This is a genomic window from bacterium (assembly GCA_018830565.1).
Lineage (GTDB): Bacteria > UBA9089 > JAHJRX01 > JAHJRX01 > JAHJRX01 > JAHJRX01.
In genome coordinates this window covers 22,944-46,229 of the sequence record JAHJRX010000020.1, presented here as the reverse complement: position 1 = coordinate 46,229, position 23,286 = coordinate 22,944, and the positions used below count along the sequence as shown (strand labels likewise).

Here is a 23,286-nt window from a genome sequence, read left to right as displayed (position 1 = left end):
AATCTTAAAAGCTTTGTAATATAATTTATCTGTTGCCTCTATCTGGATCGCCCTCCTTTCTTAATGGAGATTTAGAGAGTTATCATACCCTTTTCGAGGCAACCCTTTCAAGAGATTACTTGCCTACATCATAATCTGGAATGAACCATTTTTAAATTATAATTTGGTATGAGGAATGTAAAGATGAAGATAGAATTATACGATACTACTCTTCGAGATGGAGCTCAGTCAGAAGGAATCTCTTTCTCTCTGGAAGACAAGTTAAAGATTATTAAGAAGTTAGATGAATTTGGCATAAATTTTATTGAAGCTGGTTGGCCTGGCTCAAATCCTAAAGATATCAAGTTATTCCAGGAAGTAAAAAAATTAAGACTTAAACAGGCTCACCTTGTAGCTTTTGGAAGCACCAGACACGCTAAGAGTAAAGTAGACGAAGATCTTAATGTTAAAGCTTTGATTGATACAGAATGTGAGTATCTTACTATCTTTGGAAAGAGTTGGGACTTCCATGTAGTTAAAACTTTAAGGATTACTTTAGAAGAAAATTTAAGATTAATAAGAGATTCTATTTCTTACTTGGTTTCAAAAAAGAGAAAGGTTATTTACGATGCCGAACATTTTTTTGATGCTTTTAAATCTAAGGCTGACTATGCTTTGGAAACTTTAAAAGTAGCCAAAGAAGCCGGATGTATAACTTTAGTTCTTTGTGATACTAATGGCGGCACGATGCCCTTTGAATTAGAAGAGATAGTTAAAGTAGTAAGGAGTAAATTAAGTATGCCTTTAGGGATTCATAGCCATAATGATAGCGAAATGGCGGTAGCTAATACTATTTCAGCCGTAAGATCTGGGTGTATTCAAGTTCAAGGAACGATTAATGGTTATGGTGAAAGATGTGGAAATGCTAATTTGTGCTCGGTAATTCCTAATTTGAAATTAAAATTAGGAATTGATTGGATCAATGACGACCAGTTACAAAAATTAACTGAGCTGTCAAGATTTGTGACTGAAGTAGCCAATGTTTCCCCTTTTATTCATCAACCTTATGTAGGGATTAGCGCTTTTGCTCATAAAGGTGGTGTCCATGTAGATGCGATTAATAAGTGTACGGAAACCTATGAACACATTAATCCAGAAGTGGTAGGAAATCATCGACGTTTATTAATCTCAGAATTAGCTGGAAAATCTACCGTCTTGAAGAAAGCTTTGGAACTAAATATTAAATTAGATAAAGATGGTCCAGAAGTAGCTAATATTCTAAAGGTTTTAAAAAAGATGGAAGATGAAGGTTATCAGTTTGAAGGGGCCGATGCTTCTTTTGAGTTGTTAATGAGAAAGAAAGTAGGACTTTGTGGCAACTTCTTTGAATTAAAAGGCTTTAGAGTAATAATTGAAAAAAGGGATGGGAAACTTGTCTCTGAAGCTACCGTAAAATTAGAGGTAGAAGGAGAAGAAGAATATACGGTTGCTGAAGGAGATGGGCCAGTAAATGCCTTGGATAATGCTTTAAGAAAGGCTTTAGAAGAATTTTATCCTATCGTCAAGGGAATTCACTTAACTGATTATAAAGTAAGGGTTTTAGATACTAAAGAAGGAACAGCCGCTAAAGTTCGAGTCTTGATAGAATCTAGTAATTTACAAGATACCTGGGAAACAGTAGGAGTGTCTGAGAATATTATCGAAGCTAGTTATAAAGCTTTAGCTGATAGTCTTGAGTATGTCCTTTCCAAGAAAGAGCAGGGATGATTATGGAAATTTCTAAGACTTATGAACCTAAAGAGGTAGAAGAGAAATGGTATAAATATTGGGAAGAAGGGGATTTCTTTAAAGCTGACCATCTTTCTTTAAAACTTCCTTTTTCGATGGTCATTCCTCCACCAAATATTACTGGTTCTCTTCATATGGGTCATGCTTTAAATAACACTTTACAAGATATTATTATCCGAACTAAACGGATGCAAGGATATAATGCTTTATGGATTCCTGGAACAGATCATGCTGGCATTGCTACTCAAAATAGAGTGGAAAAAGAATTAGAAAAGCAAGATCGGATAAAGAGAGAAGAATTAGGCAGGGAAAGATTTATAGAAAAGGTTTGGCAATGGCGAGAAAAGTATGGAGATCAGATCATCTTCCAATTAAAAAAATTAGGATGTTCTTGTGACTGGTCCCGCCTTAGATTTACTATGGATGAAGGTCTTTCCATGGCGGTTCGGGAAGTGTTTGTTTCTTTGTATGAAGAGGGTCTTATTTATCAAGGTGACTATATTGTTAATTGGTGTTCTCGTTGTCATACCGCTTTATCTGATATCGAAGTAGAACATCAAGAGACTTCAGGGAAACTTTATTATCTTAAGTACCCTTTGGTCTATGATAGGCAAAAATATATAGTCGTAGCCACTACTCGTCCAGAGACAATGTTAGGAGATACCGCGGTAGCCGTAAGCCCTAATGATCAAAGATATTCAAGCTTATTAGGTCAGTATGTCTTACTTCCTATCTTAAAACGAGAAATTCCTATTATCGCTGATAGCTCTGTTGATCCTTCTTTTGGAACGGGCATGGTGAAAGTAACTCCAGCTCACGATCTTAATGATTTTGCGATAGGAAAGAGGCATCGTTTAGAAGTAATTAATATCTTAAATAAAGATGCTACTTTAAACCACCAAGCTGGTTCTTATCAAGGCTTAGATTGTTTTAAAGCTCGAGCTAAATTAATAGAAGATTTAAAGGAGATAAACTTAATTGAAAAGATAGAGGACTATCGGCATGCGGTCGGACATTGTTATCGTTGCCAGACTATTGTAGAGCCATACCTTTCTAAGCAATGGTTTGTAAGAATGAAAGAGTTAGCTCTTTCAGCTATTACCGCGGTAAAAGAAAATAAGGTAGAATTTATTCCTAAGTCATGGGAAAAGACTTATTTTGAATGGCTGGATAATATTAAAGATTGGTGTATTTCAAGGCAAATTTGGTGGGGACATCGTCTTCCTGTTTGGTATTGTAACAACTGCCAAGAAACTATTGCTTCCCGAGTTGATCTTAAAGAATGTCCTTATTGTCAAAGTAAAAACTTAAGACAAGAAGAAGATGTCTTAGATACCTGGTTTTCTTCTGCTCTTTGGCCATTTTCAACTTTAGGCTTTCCTGAAAAGACCAAAGATTTAGAGGTTTTTTATCCTACTTCGGTCTTGTCAACAGGTTTTGATATCATTTTTTTCTGGGTAGCCAGGATGATTATGCTGGGCTTGAAATTTCAGAAAAAAGTTCCTTTTAAGAAAGTATATCTCCATGCTTTAATTAGAGATGCCCACGGACAGAAGATGAGTAAATCTTCAGGTAATGTGATTGATCCTATCGAGGTAATAGATAAATTTGGGACTGATGCCTTACGTTTTACTTTAGCAATTATGACTGCCCAAGGTAGAGATATTCTCCTTTCCGAAGAGAGAATTAAAGGGTATCGACATTTTTGTAATAAGGTTTGGAATACGGCTCGATTTATTCTTATTAATACAAACTCTTTTAAAGAAATCAAACTTGACCTTCCTTCAAATTTAACTTTAGCCGATAGATGGATAATAAGTAAGGTTAATCAGCTTATTGAGAAAGTAACGGTGAGTTTAGATGACTATCAATTTAATGAAGCTTCTCAAGCTATTTATGATTTTCTATGGCACGAATTTTGTGATTGGTACATAGAAATTGCTAAGATAAATTTAAAGAGTGAGCATCAGTTAGAAACCCAGTTAGTCTTATTAAAGGTTTTTGAAGATACTTTAAAGCTTCTTCATCCTTTTATGCCTTTTCTGACCGAAGAGATCTGGCAGAGTCTTCCCGTGAGAAAAGAAGAAAAAAGCATTATGATCAGCCAATGGCCAAAGTCTTGTTCGTGGTTAATAGATAAAGAATCAATTCAAGATATGGATTATTTAAAAGAAGTCATATCTTTAATTAGGAATCTTCTTTGGGAAGTTGGCATATCTCCCAAAAGATCAGTCGATCTAGTGCTAAAAACCAAAGATTTAAAAAAATTAAGTTTACTCCAGAACTATAGCCATTATCTTAAAACTTTGATTGCTATTTCAAGATTAGAAATAAGAGAAGATATCAAAAAACCTAAATCTTCAGTTTCTACGGCTTTAGGAGAATTAGAAATATATTTACCCTTAGAAGGAATTGTAGATTTTAAGAAAGAGAAAGAAAGGCTTAAAAAGGAAATCCAAAACATAGAAAAAGAATTATCTAAGATTAAGGATAAATTAAGTAATAAAGACTTTTTAAGTAAGGCTAAGGAAGAAGTAGTTAAAAAGCAAAAAGAGCTGGAACAAGAACTTTTACTAAAAAGAGACCATTTCGGTAGTCATTTAAGGGTGGTGGAAGAGAGTTTATAAATGAAGAAGATAATTTCTCTCTGTTTAGTCTTTTTATTGTTTATTTCTTTTCCGGGGGAGTCTCTGGCTAAGTATTATAACAAGAAAAAGAATAGCCTTATTTCCCAAGAAGTAAGCTCTAAAGAAAAAAAAGAGCTGGTTATCCACCAACAAGTAAGTCCTTTTAAAGTAGGATTAATGTCTTTAATTCCCGGTATGGGACAGTTTTATAATAAAAAAAGAGCCAAAGGATTAGTCATGGCAAGTCTCTATGTTCTTTCTTTAACGACGGCCCTTATCTTTCATCTGAAGTATGATGATTCTTATAAAACATATCAAGGTTTACCGCCAGGGACAGATCCAGAAACTTTTGATAAATGGTTCAATCAAGCTAACGATAATTATAAGACTAGGAATTCTCTTTTTTGGGTAGCTCTTGGTATTATGGGAATGAGCATCTTAGATGCTTTCTTGGATGCTCAAAATATTAGTAAGTTATCTTTAGGAAAAGACGAAGATCAGGAAAAAAAGAGCTTAGATAAGGAAAGAATGATGCCGGAAAAAAAGGTTGTCTCTAACTACCAAGAACAACCCAAAGAAGAGATAGGAATACCATCTAAAGATATCTTGCCTTCCCCTTATCCCGATCCTTATCATCAGATTTGGTCTATTTATTCTATCTTAGAAAAAAGACAGTCGTATAAAGATTTAGATCAGTTGGCTAAAGAAGCCCCGCCTATACCGGCTAAAGAAAAGACAACAGAGGAAGAAGGCTATCCTTCTTATTTTCAAAAAGAACATTTTGAATACGCAAGTGGTACCGTTATTTCTAGTCTTAAAATTCTTACTTCCTTTCCTTCGGGATTAGCTTTTGATGGAAATAGTTTATGGTATAGTGATTTTATTGAAAAGAAAATTTACCAGATAGACCCTTTAACTGGGGATCAAAGATATTCTTTTCCTGCCCCAGGAGAGGATTCTGCCGGACTTTCCTTTGGAGAAGGTTATCTTTGGAATTCCGATAAAAAAGAAGGTAAAATTTATAAAATTAATCCAAGAACAGGAATGGTCGTATCTGAAATTCCTGCTCCTAATCGTTGGATTAGTGGCTTAGCTCATGATGGAGAAGCATTATGGTGTTGCGATGAGGTAGTTGGTATCATTTATCGTATAGATACTAAAGATGGAGTTATTTTACATCAAATTCGTGCTCCAGAGAGCGAAACTTATAGTATTGCTTGGGATGGTGAGTGCTTGTGGTGTTTAGAGTATAAGAATGATTTTCTTTATAAAATTAATCCTGAAGATGGAAGTATTTTAGAGTCTTATCCTGCTCCTACCTCCTTGGGAAGTGGATTAGTTTTTGATGGTTTTTATCTATGGTGTTTAGACAAAAAGTGTATTTTCAAAGTGATACCTTAAAGAAGGCAAATTACCTTCTGTAACCGATAGTTAAGGTTGGATAAATTATGACCAGATTAAGATTGTTATTTGGGTGGATTAGGTCTAGAAAAGTTTTTTTAGTCTGCTTACTAACTTTTTTTCTTTATTCTTGTGGAGATATAAAAAGAGAAAATCCTCATGACCCAAGCACCAATAACTTTGAAGGACCAAGGGTAACTATTACTAATCCTAAGGATAATCAAATACTATATACTGATGGTTTTTATAGTGGTACGGCCAAAGATCCACAAGAAGGAATAATAACAGATAGTAGTAGATATACTTGGAAATCAAATATAGACGCTGGAAGTTGCAAGGGTAACAATATTCAATTACGGGGAATTCTTCTTAAGAGTTACGGAAAGCATGTTATAACTTTAGAAGTTTCTGATGATGACGGGAATGTGGGAAGAAATTCTATCAATGTTACCATTAAAAATTATTAAACTTAAAAGATATTATCTAATTTTACTAACTTTTTTAGTAGCTTTTGTTATTTTATTAAATAACTGTGGTAACTTAAAACGTTCTAATCCTTATGATCCAAGTTATAAAACGACCCAAGAACAAGATCTTAATGTTTATATTGATAAACCAGATCCTAATCAAGAACAAAATTTTATCATAGAATTTGTTTTCCAAATTCCTTTTTCAGGAAGAGCACAATATAAAGATGGAAGAGATGTTACCGAATGGAATGCTTATAAGTGGGAGATAGATGGAAAGAATTTACTTACTGGTATCACCGGTAATCTTAGTGTTGGTGCCATTGGAGTAGGTTCTCATGTGGCCGTCTTAAAAGTTACAGTAGGTAAGTCATATGGAGAAAGTAAGATAGTTAAATTTAAAATCTCTTCTATGTATTAATAATCAGTAACTTTAGCTAAGGGGAAATTTTATAATCAAGGCCTTATCAAATTGCTGAATTCTACCTTGACAAAGAGATAAGGTTATTATATTTTAGTAAGTGTTTAGATACTATTTATATTATATGCAATCCATTAATTAAGTTGACATACCTCGTAGGGAAAATCCACCCCCTAACCCCCGCCAGCGGGGGATAAGCTTGTCCCTGTCCGAAAAAGGCAACGAAACAACGGACATCCACGAGGCTGTCCCCCGCTGGCGGGGGTTAGGGGGTGGAAATACAACTATTATGTCAAGTTATTTATCAGATTGCATATATAACACTTATTAATGAAAATTTGACATAGAGCAAATTAATTTGAGGGCAAACAAGTTTATCTTTTATTGCTCGGTATTATTTCCTATGTCCGGTTTTCGTTAATAACTACTATAAACACTTACTAAACACTTACTATTTTAGATGGGGAGGAGAGATATGGCTAATTTAGTAAAGAATATAATGATTGGTGGCCATGGAGGGACAGGAAAGACATCTTTAGTAGAGGCCATGCTTTATAATGGTAAAGTTATAGATCGATTGGGAAGAGTTGATCATGGTAGTAGTTTTACTGATTTTGATCCTGAAGAGATCAAGAGAAAGATCAGCATAAAGTCAACTTTGGCTATGATGAACTGGAATAATAGCAAGATAAATATTATCGACACTCCAGGATATACAGACTTTATTGGGGAAATTAGAAGACCATTTAACGTAGTAGAATCAGTTATTATCGTGATTGATGTTACTTCAGGAGTAACAGTTGGTACAGAATTAGTTTGGAAGTATGCCGATGAAGAAGGAATTCCCAAAGTTATATTTATAAATAAATTAAACAAAGAGAATATTAACTTTTATGAAAAAATAAAAAATATCCAAGATTCTTTTGGACCCCAAGTAGTCTTGTTGCAACTACCTATTGGCGAAGGCAGTGATTTTAAAGGAATTATAGATTTAATAGACTTAAAAGCCCTGATCTATCAAAATGGTAAAGTAACAGAAGAGGAAATAAAAGACGAATTAAAAGGCAAAGCCTTAGCCTACCGGGATAAATTAATAGAAAAGATTGCCGAAAGCAATGATGAATTAACAGAAAAATACTTAGAAGGAGAAGGACTGACCAAGGAAGAAATTTTTAAAGGGTTAAAATTAGGCATCAAACAAGGAAGCATTACTCCCTTATTATGTGGAAGTGCTCTTAATAATATAGCCATAAATAAATTACTTGATCTTATTTCAGATTTTATGCCTTTGGCTATCGAGAGAAAGAATAGCAAAGGGATTAACCCCCTTACCAATCAAGAGGAAGAAAGAAAAGCGACTCCTGATGATTCTTTTTCAGCTCTTATCTTTAAGGTAGAAACCGATCCTCATATCGGAGAACTTACTTATTTTAAAGTACTTTCTGGGGTTTTAAATGCCAATAGCGAAGTTTATAATGCCACTAAAAGAATAAAAGAGAGAGTAGGAAAAATTTGTTGGGTTAATGGTAAAAAGCGGGAAGATACCCCAAAAGTAGAAGCCGGCGATATTGCTGCCTTTGTTAAACTAAAGAATGCTTCTATCTTTGATGTCTTGTGTGATCATAGTAAACCTATAGTTTTTGATAAAATTAATTTTCCAGAACCGGTAATCTCTATGGCTCTTGAACCCAAGACCAAAGCTGATCAGGAGAAAATGAGCTTAGGGCTAAGTAGGCTCACAGAAGAAGATCCTACTTTTGTAATAAAGCATGATCACGAGCTAAAACAGACCTTAATTTATGGGATGGGAGAAGTCCATTTAGAAGTAATGATCCACAAGTTAAAAGAAAAGTTTGGAGTAGAAGTAAAATTAAGTAAACCAAGAATCGCTTATCGAGAAACTATTCAAATTACCGCTAAAGGAGAAGGCAAGTATAAGAAGCAATCTGGAGGAAAAGGCCAATATGGACATGCTTTTTTAGAATTAGAACCCTTATATGGAGAACAAACTTATGAATTTGTTGATAAGATTTTTGGGGGAGCTATTCCGTCTAAATATATTCCAGCTATCGAGAAAGGAGTTAAAGATACTTTATCTAAAGGAATATTAGCCAACTATCCTATTATCAATGTTAAGGTTACTTTATATGATGGCTCTTATCATAGCGTGGATTCTTCTGATATTGCTTTTCAAATTGCTGCTTCCTTTGCTTTTAAGAAAGCTTTTGAACAAGCCAATCCAGTCTTGTTAGAACCTATTATGGAAGTAAAAGTTTATGTTCCTGAAGAATACATGGGTGATATTATCAGCGATCTAAACAGCAAAAGAGGAAAAATATTAGGAATGAGTTCAGAAGATAGGCTTCAAGTAGTCACTGCTTTAGTTTCAGAAGCCGAGATGTATAAATATTCCACTACTTTACGTTCGGTTACCCAAGGAAGAGGAAGGCATACCATGAAGTTTGCCCAATATGAAGTAGTGCCGCCTCATCTTACCGAACAAATTATTAGTGAATCTAAAAAAGAAAAAGAGGAAGAATAAAGGAGGTAAATTAAGTTGTCAGGGCACTCTAAGTGGGCTGGTATTAAGCGAAAGAAGGCAGTGGTAGATGCTAAAAGAGGTAAATTATTTTCTAAGTTAATTAAAGAGATTGTGGTAGCGGTGAAATTGGGGGGTTCTGATTTAGAAGGAAATTCTAGGTTACGTTTAGCTATTTTAAAAGCTAAGGATTATAATATGCCTATAGATAATATTAAACGAGCTATTCAAAAAGCAACAGGGGAGTCTTCAGGAGAGACCATGCCCGAAGAGGTAATATATGAAGGTTATGGCGCAGGAGGAGTGGCGATTTTAGTTGAAGCGATGACTGATAATAAAAATAGAACTACTTCAAATATAAGAAATATTTTTTCTAAAAGAGGTGGTAGTTTAGGTGAATCTGGATGTGTTTCTTGGATGTTTAATAAAAAAGGATACTTAGCCGTTAACAAGGATGAAGTTTCCGAAGAAAAGTTGCTTGATATTATTACTGAAGCAGGAGCAGAGGACTACAAGGTAGAGAAAGATGCTTATGAAGTCTATACCGATCCTTCAAGATTAGAAATAATGAGAAAGATTTTAGAAGAAAATAAGATTAAGATTGAGTTGACTACTTTATCGATGATTCCTCGAAATTATCTCGAGGTGGATAAAAGCACTGCTTTGCAACTTTTAAAGTTAATTGAAAGCTTAGACGAAGATGATGATGTGCAACAAGTATTTTCTAACTTTAACATTCCTGATGAAATTTTAAGAGAGATTGAGGAAATTTAGCTTTTGATAATTTTAGGCATAGATCCTGGCTTAGCTAACATTGGGTATGGAGTCATAGATAAAGATGGGGATAGTTTAAAGGTGGTAGATTATGGCTGCATTATCACTAAAAGTAATCAGGAATATATGAAGAGATTGGAAAAGATTTACGATGAAGTTTATAGATTAATCAAAGATTATCAGCCTGCCGTAATGGCGATAGAAGAATTATTTTTTTGTAAGAACATAAAAACCGCTTTGAATGTAGGTCAAGCCAGAGGAGTAATCATTTTAGCAGGAAGCCAAGGAAATATTAAGATTAAAGAATATACGCCTTTGCAAATAAAACAAGCCATCGTAGGTTTTGGACATGCCAAGAAGGATCAAGTTCAAGAAATGGTCAAATTATTACTCCATTTAAAAGACAAACCTTATTCTGACGATGCGGCTGATGCTTTAGCGGTGGCTATTTGCCATGCTCATTGTTTTAAGATGGAAATCTTAAAAGAGGCAAATGCTTGATTGAGTCAATTACCGGCAGATTAGTAGAAAAATTACCAACCTCTGTGGTTATAGACAATAGCGGTATTGGGTATAAGGCACATGTACCCTTATCTACTTACCATAAGCTTCCTGAAAAACCCAAAGAAGTTACTTTATTTACTCATTTAGTAGTTAAAGAAGAGTCTGTAGCTTTATATGGATTTTTTACTCTTGAAGAGAGGGAGATCTTTTGGTCGTTGACATCTATTGCTGGAATAGGACCTAAGGGTGCTCTTTCCATCTTATCCCAAATAACTTCTTTAAGAGATTTTAAGCTGGCTATCGGGAGAGGAGAAGTTAATTTTTTAACTAAATTTAGTGGTATTGGCAAAAAGACTGCCGAGAGGATAATTCTAGAGTTAAAAGAAAGATATAAAGTTTTAGAAGAAGATCAAGTTTTTTTTCAAGAGAAAGACCAGATTTTTTTTGAAGAAGCACTTATGGCTTTAGTTTCTTTAGGATTTAAAAAGAATCAAGCCTTAATAGCTCTTTCGAAAGTTAAAGAAAATTTACCTCAAATTAAGAATGTTGAAGAAATAATTAGAAAGTCCCTAAGTTATTTATAAACATTCAGCTATCAATTATTAGGCTGATAGCTGAATGCTGATAGCTGATAGCTGATAGCTAATGGTTTATTGATAAGATTTTAATATGAAGATTTTAAGATGGAGTATTTAAGATGGAGTATTTAAAACAAGTTCCTTTTTTTACTAATTTAAGTGAGGATAAGCTAAGAAAAATTACTAAGATCGCCCAAGAAAAGCTTTATCCTAAAGGAAGTATTATCTTTAAAGAAAATGACCCCGGGGATGCTTTTTATGTGATTAAGGAAGGTAAGGTTTGTGTCTTGAAGCAAGTTAAAGAGGGGATAGATTCTATAATAGCTACCTTAGAAAGAGGAGATTTTTTTGGAGAGATGGCTTTAATAGAAGGAGATAATAGGAACGCTACGGTAGAAGCTGTGGAAGATTGTCAGTTAATTATGATTAGGAGGAATGAATTTCAAGCTTTAATCAAATTAGATGACTCTATTGCTTTTACGGTAATAAAGACTTTGGGAAGTAGACTTAGAGAAATGGATAAACGGACTGTTTTTGCAGAAGAAGACTCTATTATTGATGGACTGACTAATTTATTTACCCATAAATATCTTAAGAGTTATTTAGAAAAAGAGACTGCTCGTTCTTATGAACATGGAGAGACTTTTTCTTTAATTATGATCGATATTGATAATTTCAAGAGAATTAATGATCAACACGGGCACTTGACCGGAGATTATGTTTTAAAGATTCTCTCTAATTTAATCAGGAGCAATGTTCACTCCGGAGCTGATGTGGTAGCTCGTTATGGTGGAGAAGAGATAGTAATTGTTTTACCAGAAACACCCAAAGACCAGGGAATATTAGTCGCCGAGAGGATTTGTTCTTTAATTAGAAATTTTAAATTTGATTATCATCAAATACAGCTAAAGGTGACCATAAGTTTAGGAGTATCAAATTATCCTGATGATGCTGAAAATATAAAGGATCTGATTGGCTTAGCAGATAAAGCGATGTATAAAGCTAAAAAAAATGGAAAAGATCGAGTCTTTTATGCTTAATCACGCGATAAAAGAAGAAGGTTTAAGTTCATTCTTATTAGGCAAAGATAAAGAGTTTGAAAAAGGACTACGACCTCTTCAGCTTAAGGAGTTTATTGGTCAAGAAAAGATTAAGGAAAATCTCTTAATTTACCTTCAAGCTACTAAAAAACGACAGGAACCTTTAGATCATGCCTTGTTTTATGGCCCTCCAGGCTTAGGAAAGACAACATTAGCTTGTATTATTGCTTCTGAGTTAGGGGTAGGCATAAAGAGTGTTTCTGCTCCAGTCATAGAAAAGTCGGGTGATTTAGCTGCTTTATTAACTAATTTAAATCCCGATGATGTCTTATTTATTGATGAAATTCACCGACTTAATCGAAATATAGAAGAAGTTCTTTATCAAGCGATGGAAGATTTTAAGATTGATATTATGATTGGCAAAGGGCCTTCAGCGCGAACCATAAAACTTGATCTTCCTAAATTTACCTTAATTGGAGCTACTACCAGACCGGGTATGCTAAGCTCTCCTTTAAGGGATCGATTTGGCATTGTTGATCGTTTAGATTTTTACCATCAAGAAGAGATAGCTGAGATTATCAAGAGGTCTTCTCGGATCTTAAATATTGAAATAACTCAAGAAGGCATAGCCAACATTGCTAAATGTTCTCGAGGAACACCTCGAGTGGCCAATAGGCTTTTAAAAAGAATTAGAGATTTTGCTCAAGTAAAAGGAGATGGGGTAATTAATGGAGAAGTATCCTTTAATAGCTTAAGTAGTTTAGAGATAGATGAAATGGGCTTAAATAATATGGATAGAAAGATCTTAGAGGTGATTATTGAAAAATTTAAAGGAGGACCAGTAGGGATTAATACTTTAACTACCTCTTTATATGAAGAAGCAGAAACCATAGAAGATATCTATGAGCCTTACTTAATTAAGATTGGATTTATCGATCGCACCAATAGAGGTAGGGTGGCTACCCCTTTAGCTTATCAACATCTTAAGAAGAGTTACCAATTATTATAGTCTTTATATATAAATGCAATCTGATAAATAACTTGACATAATAGTTGTATTTCCACCCCCTAACCCCCGCCAGCGGGGGACATCCACGAGGCTGTCCCCCGCTGGCGGGGGTTAGGGGGTGGATTTTCCCTACGAGGTATGTCAACTTAATTAATGGATTGCATGTAAATGAGCCTAAATGTGCTTTTTTATTAGACGGGAAGGTAATTTATGAAGTTTTTTTTATCATATCTACATTTTTTTGCTTTTTTAATTTATTTATATTTAGCTGCTTTTATTTTAGTAAAAAGTCCAAAATCTTCCCTTAAGAGAGTATTTTTAAGCTTAACTATCTGCTTGGCGCTATGGAGTCTTGGTCAAATTTTTCTTTCTCATCCTCATACCTCAAAGGGAATGGCTAAATTATTTGGTCAAATAATTTTTTTAGGAGCAATTAGTTATGGTAGCTTCTTTTTATGGTTTGTTTTGATTTTTACTAAAAATGAGCGGGTATTAAAGACCAAGATATTTTACTTTATTATCTTTACCCTGCCTTTATTCTTTATCTATAAACAACTTACTAATTTTATGATCGTTGATTATAGCCAAGGACCTTATGGATATAGATTAATGTGGTCAACCTCCATCTGGCCTTATCTTTTTTATGGATACCATTTTTTATTAATGGGTCTAGGTCTTTACTTGCTTCTTATTTTTGAGAGAAGAACAACAAATATAATTGAAAAAAAACAAGCCTTGGTTATGGTTACCGTAATCATTATCTCTCTCTTTATTGGTTCTTTAACTAATCTTATTTTACCAAGGCTAAATCTTGGGGTTCCTGAGATAGAGAATATTTTTGCCCTTATCTGGGTTTTAGGAATAACTTATGTTATCGTTAAGTATAAAATTTTAGTTATTACTCCGGCAATGGCAGCAGATAATATTATTTCAACGATGAGTGACGGCTTAATCTTATTAGATCAAAAGAGAAATATAGTTACTATAAACCAGGCTGCTTTGAATTTATTAGAATATAATAAAGATGAATTAGAAGGAAAAAAGATAGAGGTAATTTTTCCAGAAAATTTAAAAGATATCTTATTAAATAAGTTAAATAAGCTCAATAGTGGAGGAATCCTTGAGAATTATGAAGTAACCCTTAAATCAAAGCTTAATAAAAATATTCCGGTAGTTTTTGCTACTTCTATCTTAAAAGATAAGTTAGGCCATATAGGAGGTTTTGCTTGTGTTCTTACTGATATGACTAAACATAAGCAAATAGAAGAAGCTTTAACTTCTGAAAAAGAACTCTTAGCTATTACCTTAGGTTCAATTGACGATGGCGTTATTGTTACTGATATCAAAGGCAAAATAGTTTTAATCAATGGAATGGCTTTAAAGCTATGTGGAGTGACTCAAAAAGAAGCTTTAGGTCAACACCTATGTCAGGTTTTTAATATTGTTGATGCTTACACTCAAGAAAGTTATCCCGATCCGGTAAAAAAAATACTTCAGACTGGTGAAATTGTTAGATTAGGAAATAATACTATGCTTATTAGTCGAGATGGAAAACATCGACTTCTTGATGATAGTGGGATAGTTATTCACAATAAGAGAGGTGAAGTAGTAGGCGTAGTCCTGGTCTTTCGTGATATTACTGAAAAACAGCAAAGAGAGGAAGAACTAAAAAGGACTCAAAGACTTGAAACCTTTTACCTTTTTGCAGAAAGCATTGCCCATGATTTTAATAATATTTTAATGGCTATCCTAAGTAATGTTACTTTAGCTAAAATAAATTTAGCGCCAGAGGATAGAATCTTTAAAAAGCTCTCTGAGATAGAAGATATATCTTTGAAAGCCAAGGAATTAACTTCACAGCTTTTTACTCTCTCAAAAGATAGTGGGCTGGTTAAAAGCCTTGTTTCTATTTCCGAATTAGTAAAAGAAGTAGTTAAGTTTAATTTAAGTGATTCTACGATCCAGGCCAAGATCTCTATAGTGGATGATCTTCACTCTATCATTGGCGATTCTGGACAAATAATGCAAGTTTTTAATAACTTAATCCTTAATGTTAAAGAAGCCATGCCTAATGGCGGAGAAATAGAGATTAAAGCAAAAAATATAACCATAGAAAAAGAAGAAAAGCCTATTCCCTTATCCAGGGGAGATTACATAAAAGTTTCTATTAAAGATCAAGGCTGCGGTATACCTGTTGAGCATCTTCAAAAGATATTTGATCCTTATTTTACGACTAAAGACAAAGGAAGAGGCTTAGGACTTTCCATTGTTTATCTTATTATTAAAAGGCATGGAGGATATATCGAGGCGACTTCTGAGGTGAATAAAGGAACGGTTTTTTATCTTTATTTACCTGCTAGTCAAGAAAAAGAAAAGATTCCTAAAAAGAAAGAAAATAAGATCATTAAGGGAAAAGGAAGGGTGTTATTGATGGATGACGAGAAAGAGGTCTTGGAGACTACGGGTGAGCTCCTTAAGTATCTTGGCTATCAAGTAAAGTTAGCCAGAAATGGCCAAGAAGCCATTGAGGCATATAAAAAAGCTAAAGAATCTAAAAAGCCCTTTAAGGTAGTATTGTTAGATTTAACTATAGTTGATGGAATGGGAGGAAAAGAAACCATCAAGGAACTGATGAAGATTGATCCTGCAGTTAAGGCTATTGTCCTCAGTGGTTATGCTGAAAACTCAGTCTTGTATGATCATAAGAATTATGGTTTCAAAAACTTTATTACCAAACCATATAAGATTGAAGAACTAAGCCAGGTTTTACATCAAGTAATCACCGAGTAATTAGGAAGAAGGGTTTTATGTTAAGACATGTGGGATTAGAAGTAATAGATAAAGAGAAAGCAATGACTTTCTTTTTGGAAGTATTAGGACTTAAAAAGACCAAAAGTTTTTTATTAAATCTAAGTTTAACTAAAGATATTTTTAATCTAGAAGAAGAGGTAGAAGTAGAAGTCTTTACCGGAGAAGGAATAGAGCTTGAAGTCTTTATTACTGATAGAAGATTAGACAAAGGATATCTTCATCTTTGTCTGGAAGTAGAAAATAAAGAAAGTTTTATCGATAGGAGCAAGAAGCATGGCTTAAAGCCAAAGATAATTAAAAAGGGAGAGAAAGAGCTTCTCTTTATCAGAGATTTTTCTGGTAATTTATATGAGATAAAAGAAAAGAGTAAGCTCTAGGTTAAGGCATCATAAAGAATTGGGTAAATTTGGCGTTACTCCAGAGAAAGAAAAAGCTCTTCTTGATAAAATGGAGAGATTAGGGATAGCCGATAAAGAGATAGAAGAACATTTTATTCGATCCAGTAAAAAAGGAGGACAAAAGAAAGATAAGACTTCGAGCTGTGTTTATCTAAAACATCTTCCCAGTGGGCTGGAGGTAAAATGTCAAAGAGAAAGATCCCAGTCTTTAAATCGGTTCTTAGCCTTAAGGCTGATAGTCGATAAGATCGAAGAGAAGGTCTTAGGAAAAGAGAGTAAGATAAGTCAAAGAATTAATAAAATCAGAAAGCAGAAGAAAGAGTCCTTAAAAAGAGCCAAACAAAAGATAGATCTTAAGGAGAAAAAGGAGGCAGCAAGTAATTAACTACTTTTTAGAGACAAAAGGACTATTCTTGATATAAAAACGCCATAAGTTTTCAGTACCTACTCTTATTCCAATGCGAGAAGTTTTCACTATCTCAATTTTTTCTTCTTTTCCATCAACTAAGTATATTTCTTGGCTACTTACCTTTAAGCCATTGTGTTCTTTATTAATATTTAAAGTTTGACAAAGTTTACTTGGCCCATTGGTAAGTTCTTCGATCTTTTTTACTCTTCTATGCTCCATCATCTGTTGGAGGCCGCTCACCGGCTCTAAAGCCCTAATTAAGACCGCACAAGGATTCCCTTCTTCTTCAGTCACGATATTTAAACAATAATACATTCCATAAATAAAGTAAACATAGAAACATCCTGCTTCTCTATACATTACTTCATTCCGAAGAGTCTTGCTTTTATAAGCGTGGCAAGCTGGATCTTTATTGCCTATATATGCTTCTGTCTCTACAATCTTCCCTATTAATTTAGTCTGATGGCAAATTCGAACTAAATACTTTCCTAATAAATCTTGAGCTACAACCAGAGTATCTCGATTAAAGAATAAAGGCGATAGTTTGTTCATTAAGCATCTTTAAAGATTATCTTATTTTAAGGTATTTAAGGCAAAAGAAGCATCGAATTCCCAATTAGTCTTGGGATATTTTTTTATAACTTCCTTTAAGGTCTTTTCTGCTTGGCTGGTATTTTTTATCTCTTGGTAACATTTAGCTAATCTGATCATAGCATAAGGAATAAAATTACTTTGGGAATAAAGATTAATAAGTTTTTTATAGCTATTAATGGCTTCCTTAAAGTTATTTAGTTCTTCGGCAGTATTAGCTAAGGAGATGAGACCAAGAGCAGTTAATGGATATTCCTTAAAACTACTGGTGAAAATTTTATAATAATTTAAAGCTTCTTGATATTCTTTAAGTTTAGAACAACAGTTTCCTGCATAAAGGAGAGACAATTTTCCAGCTTTGGTCTGCTTAAATTTCACTGCCTTTTTAAAGATTTCCTTAGCTTTTTTATATCCTTCTTCGTTATTGCTTTCATGGTAAATTCTCAAAGCTTCGGCATATAATGTTTCAGCTTCTCTTTTTTGTCCTTTTAGATAAGAAAATCCCACAAAAATGATTAAACAAATGATGCCTGCGAGGTATAGTTTTTTCTTAATTGAAGCTTTATCTTTTTTAAAAGAGTCTAACTTAGTGATCATAAAATTTAAGAATTTATCTCTCTTTAGAGTCTTCTTATTAATCTTCTTGGTCATTTACCTTCTCTCTTTCTCTCTAATCTTTTTAGCTATTTCTTGGCCATTATTGAAAGCTTCTTTTATCTCTTCTTCGCTTAAACCTGCTCCTTTAGCTATCTGACATGTTCTCGTATAGCCTAACATGTCTTGATCTGTATGGGCATCAGAGTTTATGACTAAACGAGCCCCTATTTTTCTAGCCAAATTAGCTAAATAACCATTACAGGTGGCGTGATTTAATCGAGTGGTTATTTCTAAAGCAATCTTGTTTTTTCGGGCTAATTTAACTTCTTCTTCAGTAATTAAGCCAGGATGAGCTAAGATGTCAATATCACAATTTAAAGCTGCCCAATTAGTTCCTTTGGTTACTGGTTCACAAATAGTCTCTCCATGAACAAGAACAATCTTAGCTCCTAAATTTCTACTTTCTTTAACTAAATTAGGAATAAGCAAAGGAGGAGCATGGGTAATTTCAATTCCTGGTATTACCTCAACCTCAAAATATAAGCTTAATTCTTGACTTACTTTTGCTATTCTGGGGATAATAAAATCTAAATTAGAAGAATCAGCATGGTCAGTGATAGCTATGATCTGATAACCTTTTTCCTTAGCTTGACTAACTAATTCAGAAGGAAGTAAGATTCCATCACTAAATAATGAATGCGTATGTAAATTAATCATTTTGTCTCTTTTAATAGTTTACTTATTTCAGTTGAGGTAAGTTCTCTATATTGGCCTTCTTTTAAATTACCTAATCTTAGGCATCCATAAGCTATTCTTTTTAAAGAGGTTACCTTGTGGCCAATAGCCTCTCCCATTCGCTTAATTTGTCTATTTCTTCCTTCAGTTAAAGTTATAGAGATCCAAGTATGAGTTTCTTTTTTCTGTAAAACTTTTACTTTAGTTGGCAAAGTAAGACCATCGCTTAAGTTAACCCCCCTTCTTAAGCTTTTTATCTTTTCATCTAAAACAAAATTCTTAAATTTCACTAAGTAAGTTTTTTCAACTTTAAATTTAGGATGAGTAAGTTGGTAAGAAAAATCTCCATTATTGGTTAATAATAAGATTCCTGCCGTATCATAATCTAATCTTCCTATTGGATATACCCGTTCTTTAATATCTTTTATTAAGTCCATTACCGTCGGTCTTTTGAAATTATCAGATAAGGTGGTTATATAGTTTTTTGGCTTATAAAGTAACAAGTAAACCTTCTTTTCGAGACTTAATTTTTTATGGTCAACTAAGATTTCATCTTTTTCAGGATCGACTTTGATCCCTAACTTACTAACTACTTGATGGTTTACCTTAATTTTTCCTTCTAAAATTAACTTTTCTGCTTTTCTTCTAGAGGTAATACCGGCTTTAGAAAGGACTTTTTGTAATCTCTCTACCCTCATTGATAAGTGCCTTCATTTCATTTTTAAATTCATAGACTATAAATTAAAGCAAAAAAGAGATTACTTGGCAAATTCAAATAATCTCTTTTTATTAAGAATTGTTAAGAAGATCTTAACATTCTCCTTTATAATTGCTCTATGATTAATCCCTTACTATAACACAATCTTCGGAAGCTGGTGAAACTTATGGTGGAACGACTTTCTCCTACATTATTTATGATTAATCCTTTGCTATAACACAAGCTTCGGAAGGGCAAACTTCTGCGCAAGAACCACACTCTGTACACTTATCAATATCTATGGAGTATTTATCTTCACCTTCTATAATAGCTTCAGAAGGGCATTCAGATTGACAAACGCCACAGGCTACGCATTCATCAGTGATCATATAAGTCATAACTTACCTCCTTTCTTTACCGATTATTTCTTACTTTATTAAGATTAATTAGCTCCTCTGGCTAACTATAATTATAACCATTCAGTCATCAGCAATCAGCGTCAGTTAAAGCTAACAAAATCAGAGAGGAGCGTGTTTGACGAAATCCTTCTCTCTCTTGCCTTAATATGGACTTATTCTTAATAAAACTGATAGCTGAAAGCTGATACCTGAACAGTTACCTATAATTTATGGCTGGGGTGGGAGGATTTGAACCCCCGAATACAGGATCCAAAGTCCCGTGCCTTACCGCTTGGCGACACCCCAAGCATTAATTTAGCTTAAATAAAATAAGCTATCCAGACTGGGTAATTAATAGATTTAAAGTATCTATAAATTAATTTAGCTTCTTCCTTGGTAGCAGTAATTCCAAAAACGCTAGAGCCGCTTCCAGACATCAAAACTCCCAAAGATCCTTTTTCTTTAAGTTCCTTTTTTATTTCTCCTACCAAAGGATAATATTTTAGCACTACCTCTTCTAAAGAATTAAACAATAATGGGATAAATTTATACTCATAATTTAATTGCCTTATTCTAATGTCTAGATTATTTTTTGTCAACTTAATTTTTACTTTATTATAGACCCACTTAGTCGAAATTTTAATCTTAGGATAAATAAGGACTAACCAAGTTTTAGGAATTGGTTTCAGGGGAGTAAGGGTAGTTCCAGTTCCGGTAGCCAGGACAGTTCCTCTGACTAAAAAAAATGGCACATCCGCTCCTAATTTTTGGCTTAAAGCTATCAGCTTATCTTGACTTAAATTTATTTCCCAAAATTTATTTAAAGCCATTAAAGTTGAAGCCGCATCACTACTTCCTCCTCCTAATCCTGCGGCTATGGGGATTCTTTTCTTGAGAAAGATATTTACTCCCTTTTTATAATTAGTATACTTCTTTAAAATTTTAGCAGCTTTAAAAACTAAATTATCACTATTGTTGGGAATTAAAGAATTATCACCAGAAAGAATAATCTTAGCATCGTCTCTTTTTGAAAAAATAAGAGTGTCGTACAGAGATATAGTCTGCATTATTGTTTCAATATTATGGTAACCATCTTTTCGCTTGGCTAATACTCTTAAATATAAGTTTACTTTGGCTGGAGCATATGCTTTCATGATGGTTTTAGTTGATATTATTTTGGTGCGATTGTTTGACGAAATCCGAACCTTTTTTGAGCGAAACTGACGCTCTTCACGCGGCTGAATCAATCGGCAAAATTTCTGAAAGTTTGATACTGGTGCGCCCGAGAGGATTCGAACCTCCGGCCAACGGTTTAGGAAACCGCTGCTCTATCCTACTGAGCTACGGGCGCATAAATCAGAACAGAGAAGACAAAGGATAAATTTGTTATCTGTGCTCTGTCTTTTATCTTTGGTCGGGGCGAGCCGATTTGAACGGCCGACCCCCAGCCCCCCATGCTGGTGCGCTAACCAAGCTGCGCTACGCCCCGAATGGTTAATTATTAAGGTTCTTCCGAGAATTGTGTGGATACCTCCCTTTCAAATTTTTTCCATCCCCCTTTTTCTAAAGAGGGTAAGGGGGATTTTAAAAAGACATACTTCAATATGATAAAATTTTAAAGGAGTATTCCGGACTATAAAATCTCCCCTAACCCCTCTTTTCCAAAGAGAGGAACAAAAAAGGTGAAACTACTGTTCTAATATCTGAAGGAGGTCATTTAGTTCTTTTCTGATCCAACTTAGATCAAGATAACTACTTTTTACTTCTAACTCTATTGGTTCTTTTTTTAAGACTTCTTTGGCTCCTAAAATGGTGTATTTTTTATTATATAATAATTCTTTAATCTTTAGGATTAAATCTAAGTCTTTTTGTCGATACTTCCTTTGGCCAGATTCACTCTTTTCTGGTCTTAGATTACTAAATTCACTTTCCCAGTATCTTAAAACATGAGGCTTTATTTTAACTAAACGAGATACTTCGCTAATAGTAAAAAGTAATTTTTCTGGCATGGTTATCTTTACTTCTTTAGTATTCTTTATAACTCTACTTTTAAAGAAGACGGCAAACATCAGGGTCTTAATACTTTATAACTCTACTTTTAAAGAAGACGGCAAACATTACTTTCTTAGTATTTTATAACTCTACTTTTAAAGAAGACGGCAAACATTACTTTCTTAGTATTTTATAACTCTACTTTTAAAGAAGACGGCAAACATTACTTTCTTAGTATTTTATAACTCTACTTTTAAAGAAGACGGCAAACATCAGGGTCTTAATATTTTATAACTCCGCTTAAGGAAAAGATAGGTAAAAACATAGAGATGAGAATTCCCCCTACCACTACACCTAAAAATAAGATTAAAATAGGTTCAATCAGAGAAGTCATCGTAGATATAGCCGTACTAACTTCTCGGTCATAAAACTCACTTATTTTAGATAGCATTTCATCTAAAGAGCCAGTCTCTTCTCCAATAGCGATCATCTGAACTACCATAGGAGGAAATACTCCACTTTGCCTTAAAGGATCAGCAATCCGTTCACCTTCTCTGATTGAAACTCGAGAATCCATAATAGCTTTTTCAATTACTCTATTATTAGCAGTTAAAGCTACTACTTCTAAAGATTCCAAGATGGAAACCCCGCCTTTAATTAAACTACCTAAAGTGCGAGAAAATTTAGTGATAGCCACCTTACGAATTACTTCTCCCAGGACAGGGATCTTCAAGAGTAGTTTATCTAAAAAAAATCCTCCTTTGGTTGTCTTTCTTACGAAAATAATTCCATAAATAAAGGCTATTAAGCATATTATCATATAGATAATATAATTCCCAACAAAATCTCCTGCTGCTATTACTATTTGGGTGGGCATAGGCAAGGAAGCCCCAAAACTAGAAAAAGTTTCTTTAAATTTAGGCACCACTACCGCTAATAAAAAACTTATGATAATGGCAGCAATAGCAAAGACAGTCGAAGGATAAACCATCGCACTTCGAACTTTTTTTCTTAAATCGTCTAAAAATTCTAAATAAGTAGCTAACCTTAATAAGAGAACATCTAAAATTCCCCCTAATTCCCCAGATCTAACCATACTTACATATAACTGAGAAAATACTTTAGGATGCTTACCTAAAGCCTCTGAAATAGTTGATCCTTTTTCAATATCAGAACAAATTTCAATAATGGTTGGTTTAAATCTTTTATTTCTTTCTTCTTCAATCAAGATATTTAAGCTTTGGATAATAGGAATGCCGGCATTTATCAAGGTAGCTAATTGCCTACTAAAAATAACCAAAGTTTTTTGGTTGATTTTAGCTCCTGGTTTGATAGAGAATCCAGTTAATTTAAAAGGTAAAGTAGATCCTTTTTCTTTAATGGAAAGGATCATATATTTTTTTTGGTGTAAATCAGTTATTGCTGCTTTTTGGTTTGATGCTTCTATCGTTCCTACGATTATATTTTTATCTACGGTTCTTACTTTATATTCAAAAGAAACCATTTTTATCCTTATAATTGTGTTTCAAAT

22 protein-coding genes and 3 tRNA genes are annotated in these 23,286 nt (G+C 33.8%); 14 read left to right on the top strand and 11 right to left on the bottom strand.

Going from position 1 to position 23,286, the window contains the following annotated elements:
- The first annotated feature begins 168 nt into the window (after positions 1 to 168).
- The 14 genes from cimA (at position 169) to KJ849_01565 (ending at position 16,721) form a co-directional block, all read left to right on the top strand.
- Positions 169 to 1,746: a citramalate synthase gene (gene cimA, locus KJ849_01630; GenBank protein ID MBU2599268.1), complete on the top strand. Its 1,578-nt coding sequence runs from the start codon at positions 169 to 171 to the stop codon at positions 1,744 to 1,746.
- Complete coding sequence (locus tag KJ849_01625) at positions 1,743 to 4,394, top strand: valine--tRNA ligase (GenBank protein ID MBU2599267.1); 2,652 nt, start codon at positions 1,743 to 1,745, stop codon at positions 4,392 to 4,394. The genes cimA and KJ849_01625 overlap by 4 nt, the downstream gene beginning before the upstream one ends.
- The gene (locus KJ849_01620; GenBank protein ID MBU2599266.1) at positions 4,395 to 5,795 is read left to right on the top strand and encodes a hypothetical protein; all 1,401 of its coding nucleotides are present in this window, start codon (positions 4,395 to 4,397) and stop codon (positions 5,793 to 5,795) included.
- A gap of 47 nt (positions 5,796 to 5,842) precedes the next feature.
- Positions 5,843 to 6,262 (top strand): hypothetical protein, encoded by a 420-nt coding sequence (locus KJ849_01615; GenBank protein ID MBU2599265.1) that lies wholly within the window; start codon positions 5,843 to 5,845, stop codon positions 6,260 to 6,262.
- The gene (locus tag KJ849_01610) at positions 6,240 to 6,683 is read left to right on the top strand and encodes a hypothetical protein (GenBank protein ID MBU2599264.1); all 444 of its coding nucleotides are present in this window, start codon (positions 6,240 to 6,242) and stop codon (positions 6,681 to 6,683) included. The genes KJ849_01615 and KJ849_01610 overlap by 23 nt, the downstream gene beginning before the upstream one ends.
- A 475-nt stretch (positions 6,684 to 7,158) precedes the next feature.
- Positions 7,159 to 9,225, top strand: coding sequence for an elongation factor G (gene fusA, locus KJ849_01605; GenBank protein ID MBU2599263.1), 2,067 nt, complete (start codon positions 7,159 to 7,161; stop codon positions 9,223 to 9,225).
- A 15-nt stretch (positions 9,226 to 9,240) separates the two neighbouring features.
- Positions 9,241 to 9,996, top strand: coding sequence for a YebC/PmpR family DNA-binding transcriptional regulator (locus tag KJ849_01600; GenBank protein MBU2599262.1), 756 nt, complete (start codon positions 9,241 to 9,243; stop codon positions 9,994 to 9,996).
- 3 nt (positions 9,997 to 9,999) lie between these two features.
- On the top strand, positions 10,000 to 10,497 hold the full coding sequence (ruvC, locus tag KJ849_01595) for a crossover junction endodeoxyribonuclease RuvC (GenBank protein ID MBU2599261.1): 498 nt from the start codon (positions 10,000 to 10,002) through the stop codon (positions 10,495 to 10,497).
- The gene (gene ruvA, locus KJ849_01590; GenBank protein ID MBU2599260.1) at positions 10,494 to 11,084 is read left to right on the top strand and encodes a Holliday junction branch migration protein RuvA; all 591 of its coding nucleotides are present in this window, start codon (positions 10,494 to 10,496) and stop codon (positions 11,082 to 11,084) included. The genes ruvC and ruvA overlap by 4 nt, the downstream gene beginning before the upstream one ends.
- Before the next feature lie 113 nt (positions 11,085 to 11,197).
- Positions 11,198 to 12,118, top strand: a complete 921-nt coding sequence (locus KJ849_01585; protein MBU2599259.1) for a GGDEF domain-containing protein — start codon at positions 11,198 to 11,200, stop codon at positions 12,116 to 12,118.
- A complete protein-coding gene (gene ruvB / locus KJ849_01580; GenBank protein ID MBU2599258.1) occupies positions 12,111 to 13,127 on the top strand; it encodes a Holliday junction branch migration DNA helicase RuvB in 1,017 nt (338 codons plus the stop codon). The genes KJ849_01585 and ruvB overlap by 8 nt, the downstream gene beginning before the upstream one ends.
- A gap of 210 nt (positions 13,128 to 13,337) precedes the next feature.
- Complete coding sequence (locus KJ849_01575; protein MBU2599257.1) at positions 13,338 to 15,917, top strand: PAS domain S-box protein; 2,580 nt, start codon at positions 13,338 to 13,340, stop codon at positions 15,915 to 15,917.
- A gap of 17 nt (positions 15,918 to 15,934) precedes the next feature.
- Positions 15,935 to 16,315, top strand: coding sequence for a VOC family protein (locus tag KJ849_01570; GenBank protein ID MBU2599256.1), 381 nt, complete (start codon positions 15,935 to 15,937; stop codon positions 16,313 to 16,315).
- Positions 16,316 to 16,334: 19 nt separating this feature from the next.
- Positions 16,335 to 16,721, top strand: coding sequence for a peptide chain release factor-like protein (locus tag KJ849_01565; GenBank protein MBU2599255.1), 387 nt, complete (start codon positions 16,335 to 16,337; stop codon positions 16,719 to 16,721).
- Here KJ849_01565 and KJ849_01560 read toward each other — a convergent pair whose 3' ends face one another.
- From KJ849_01560 to KJ849_01510, 11 genes are all read right to left on the bottom strand, one after another.
- Complete coding sequence (locus KJ849_01560) at positions 16,722 to 17,297, bottom strand: DNA-3-methyladenine glycosylase (GenBank protein ID MBU2599254.1); 576 nt, start codon at positions 17,295 to 17,297, stop codon at positions 16,722 to 16,724.
- Positions 17,298 to 17,318: 21 nt separating this feature from the next.
- Complete coding sequence (locus KJ849_01555; GenBank protein MBU2599253.1) at positions 17,319 to 17,987, bottom strand: tetratricopeptide repeat protein; 669 nt, start codon at positions 17,985 to 17,987, stop codon at positions 17,319 to 17,321.
- Positions 17,988 to 18,650, bottom strand: coding sequence for a histidinol phosphate phosphatase domain-containing protein (locus KJ849_01550; GenBank protein ID MBU2599252.1), 663 nt, complete (start codon positions 18,648 to 18,650; stop codon positions 17,988 to 17,990). It abuts the gene before it with no gap.
- Complete coding sequence (locus tag KJ849_01545; protein MBU2599251.1) at positions 18,647 to 19,366, bottom strand: rRNA pseudouridine synthase; 720 nt, start codon at positions 19,364 to 19,366, stop codon at positions 18,647 to 18,649. Before KJ849_01545 ends, KJ849_01550 begins: the two co-directional genes overlap by 4 nt.
- 220 nt (positions 19,367 to 19,586) lie before the next feature.
- Positions 19,587 to 19,763 carry a 4Fe-4S binding protein gene (locus KJ849_01540; protein MBU2599250.1) on the bottom strand — a complete coding sequence of 59 codons (177 nt, stop codon included), beginning with the start codon at positions 19,761 to 19,763 and terminating at the stop codon, positions 19,587 to 19,589.
- Between the two features lie 231 nt (positions 19,764 to 19,994).
- Positions 19,995 to 20,069: transfer RNA gene (locus tag KJ849_01535), tRNA-Gln, on the bottom strand.
- A gap of 14 nt (positions 20,070 to 20,083) precedes the next feature.
- On the bottom strand, positions 20,084 to 20,917 hold the full coding sequence (locus KJ849_01530; protein MBU2599249.1) for a 4-(cytidine 5'-diphospho)-2-C-methyl-D-erythritol kinase: 834 nt from the start codon (positions 20,915 to 20,917) through the stop codon (positions 20,084 to 20,086).
- Positions 20,918 to 21,037: 120 nt separating this feature from the next.
- Positions 21,038 to 21,114: transfer RNA gene (locus KJ849_01525), tRNA-Arg, on the bottom strand.
- Positions 21,115 to 21,174: 60 nt separating this feature from the next.
- Positions 21,175 to 21,252, bottom strand: a tRNA-Pro gene (locus KJ849_01520).
- Between the two features lie 199 nt (positions 21,253 to 21,451).
- On the bottom strand, positions 21,452 to 21,772 hold the full coding sequence (locus KJ849_01515; protein MBU2599248.1) for a MerR family transcriptional regulator: 321 nt from the start codon (positions 21,770 to 21,772) through the stop codon (positions 21,452 to 21,454).
- Positions 21,773 to 22,035: 263 nt separating this feature from the next.
- The gene (locus KJ849_01510) at positions 22,036 to 23,259 is read right to left on the bottom strand and encodes a type II secretion system F family protein (GenBank protein MBU2599247.1); all 1,224 of its coding nucleotides are present in this window, start codon (positions 23,257 to 23,259) and stop codon (positions 22,036 to 22,038) included.
- Positions 23,260 to 23,286: the final 27 nt, after the last annotated feature.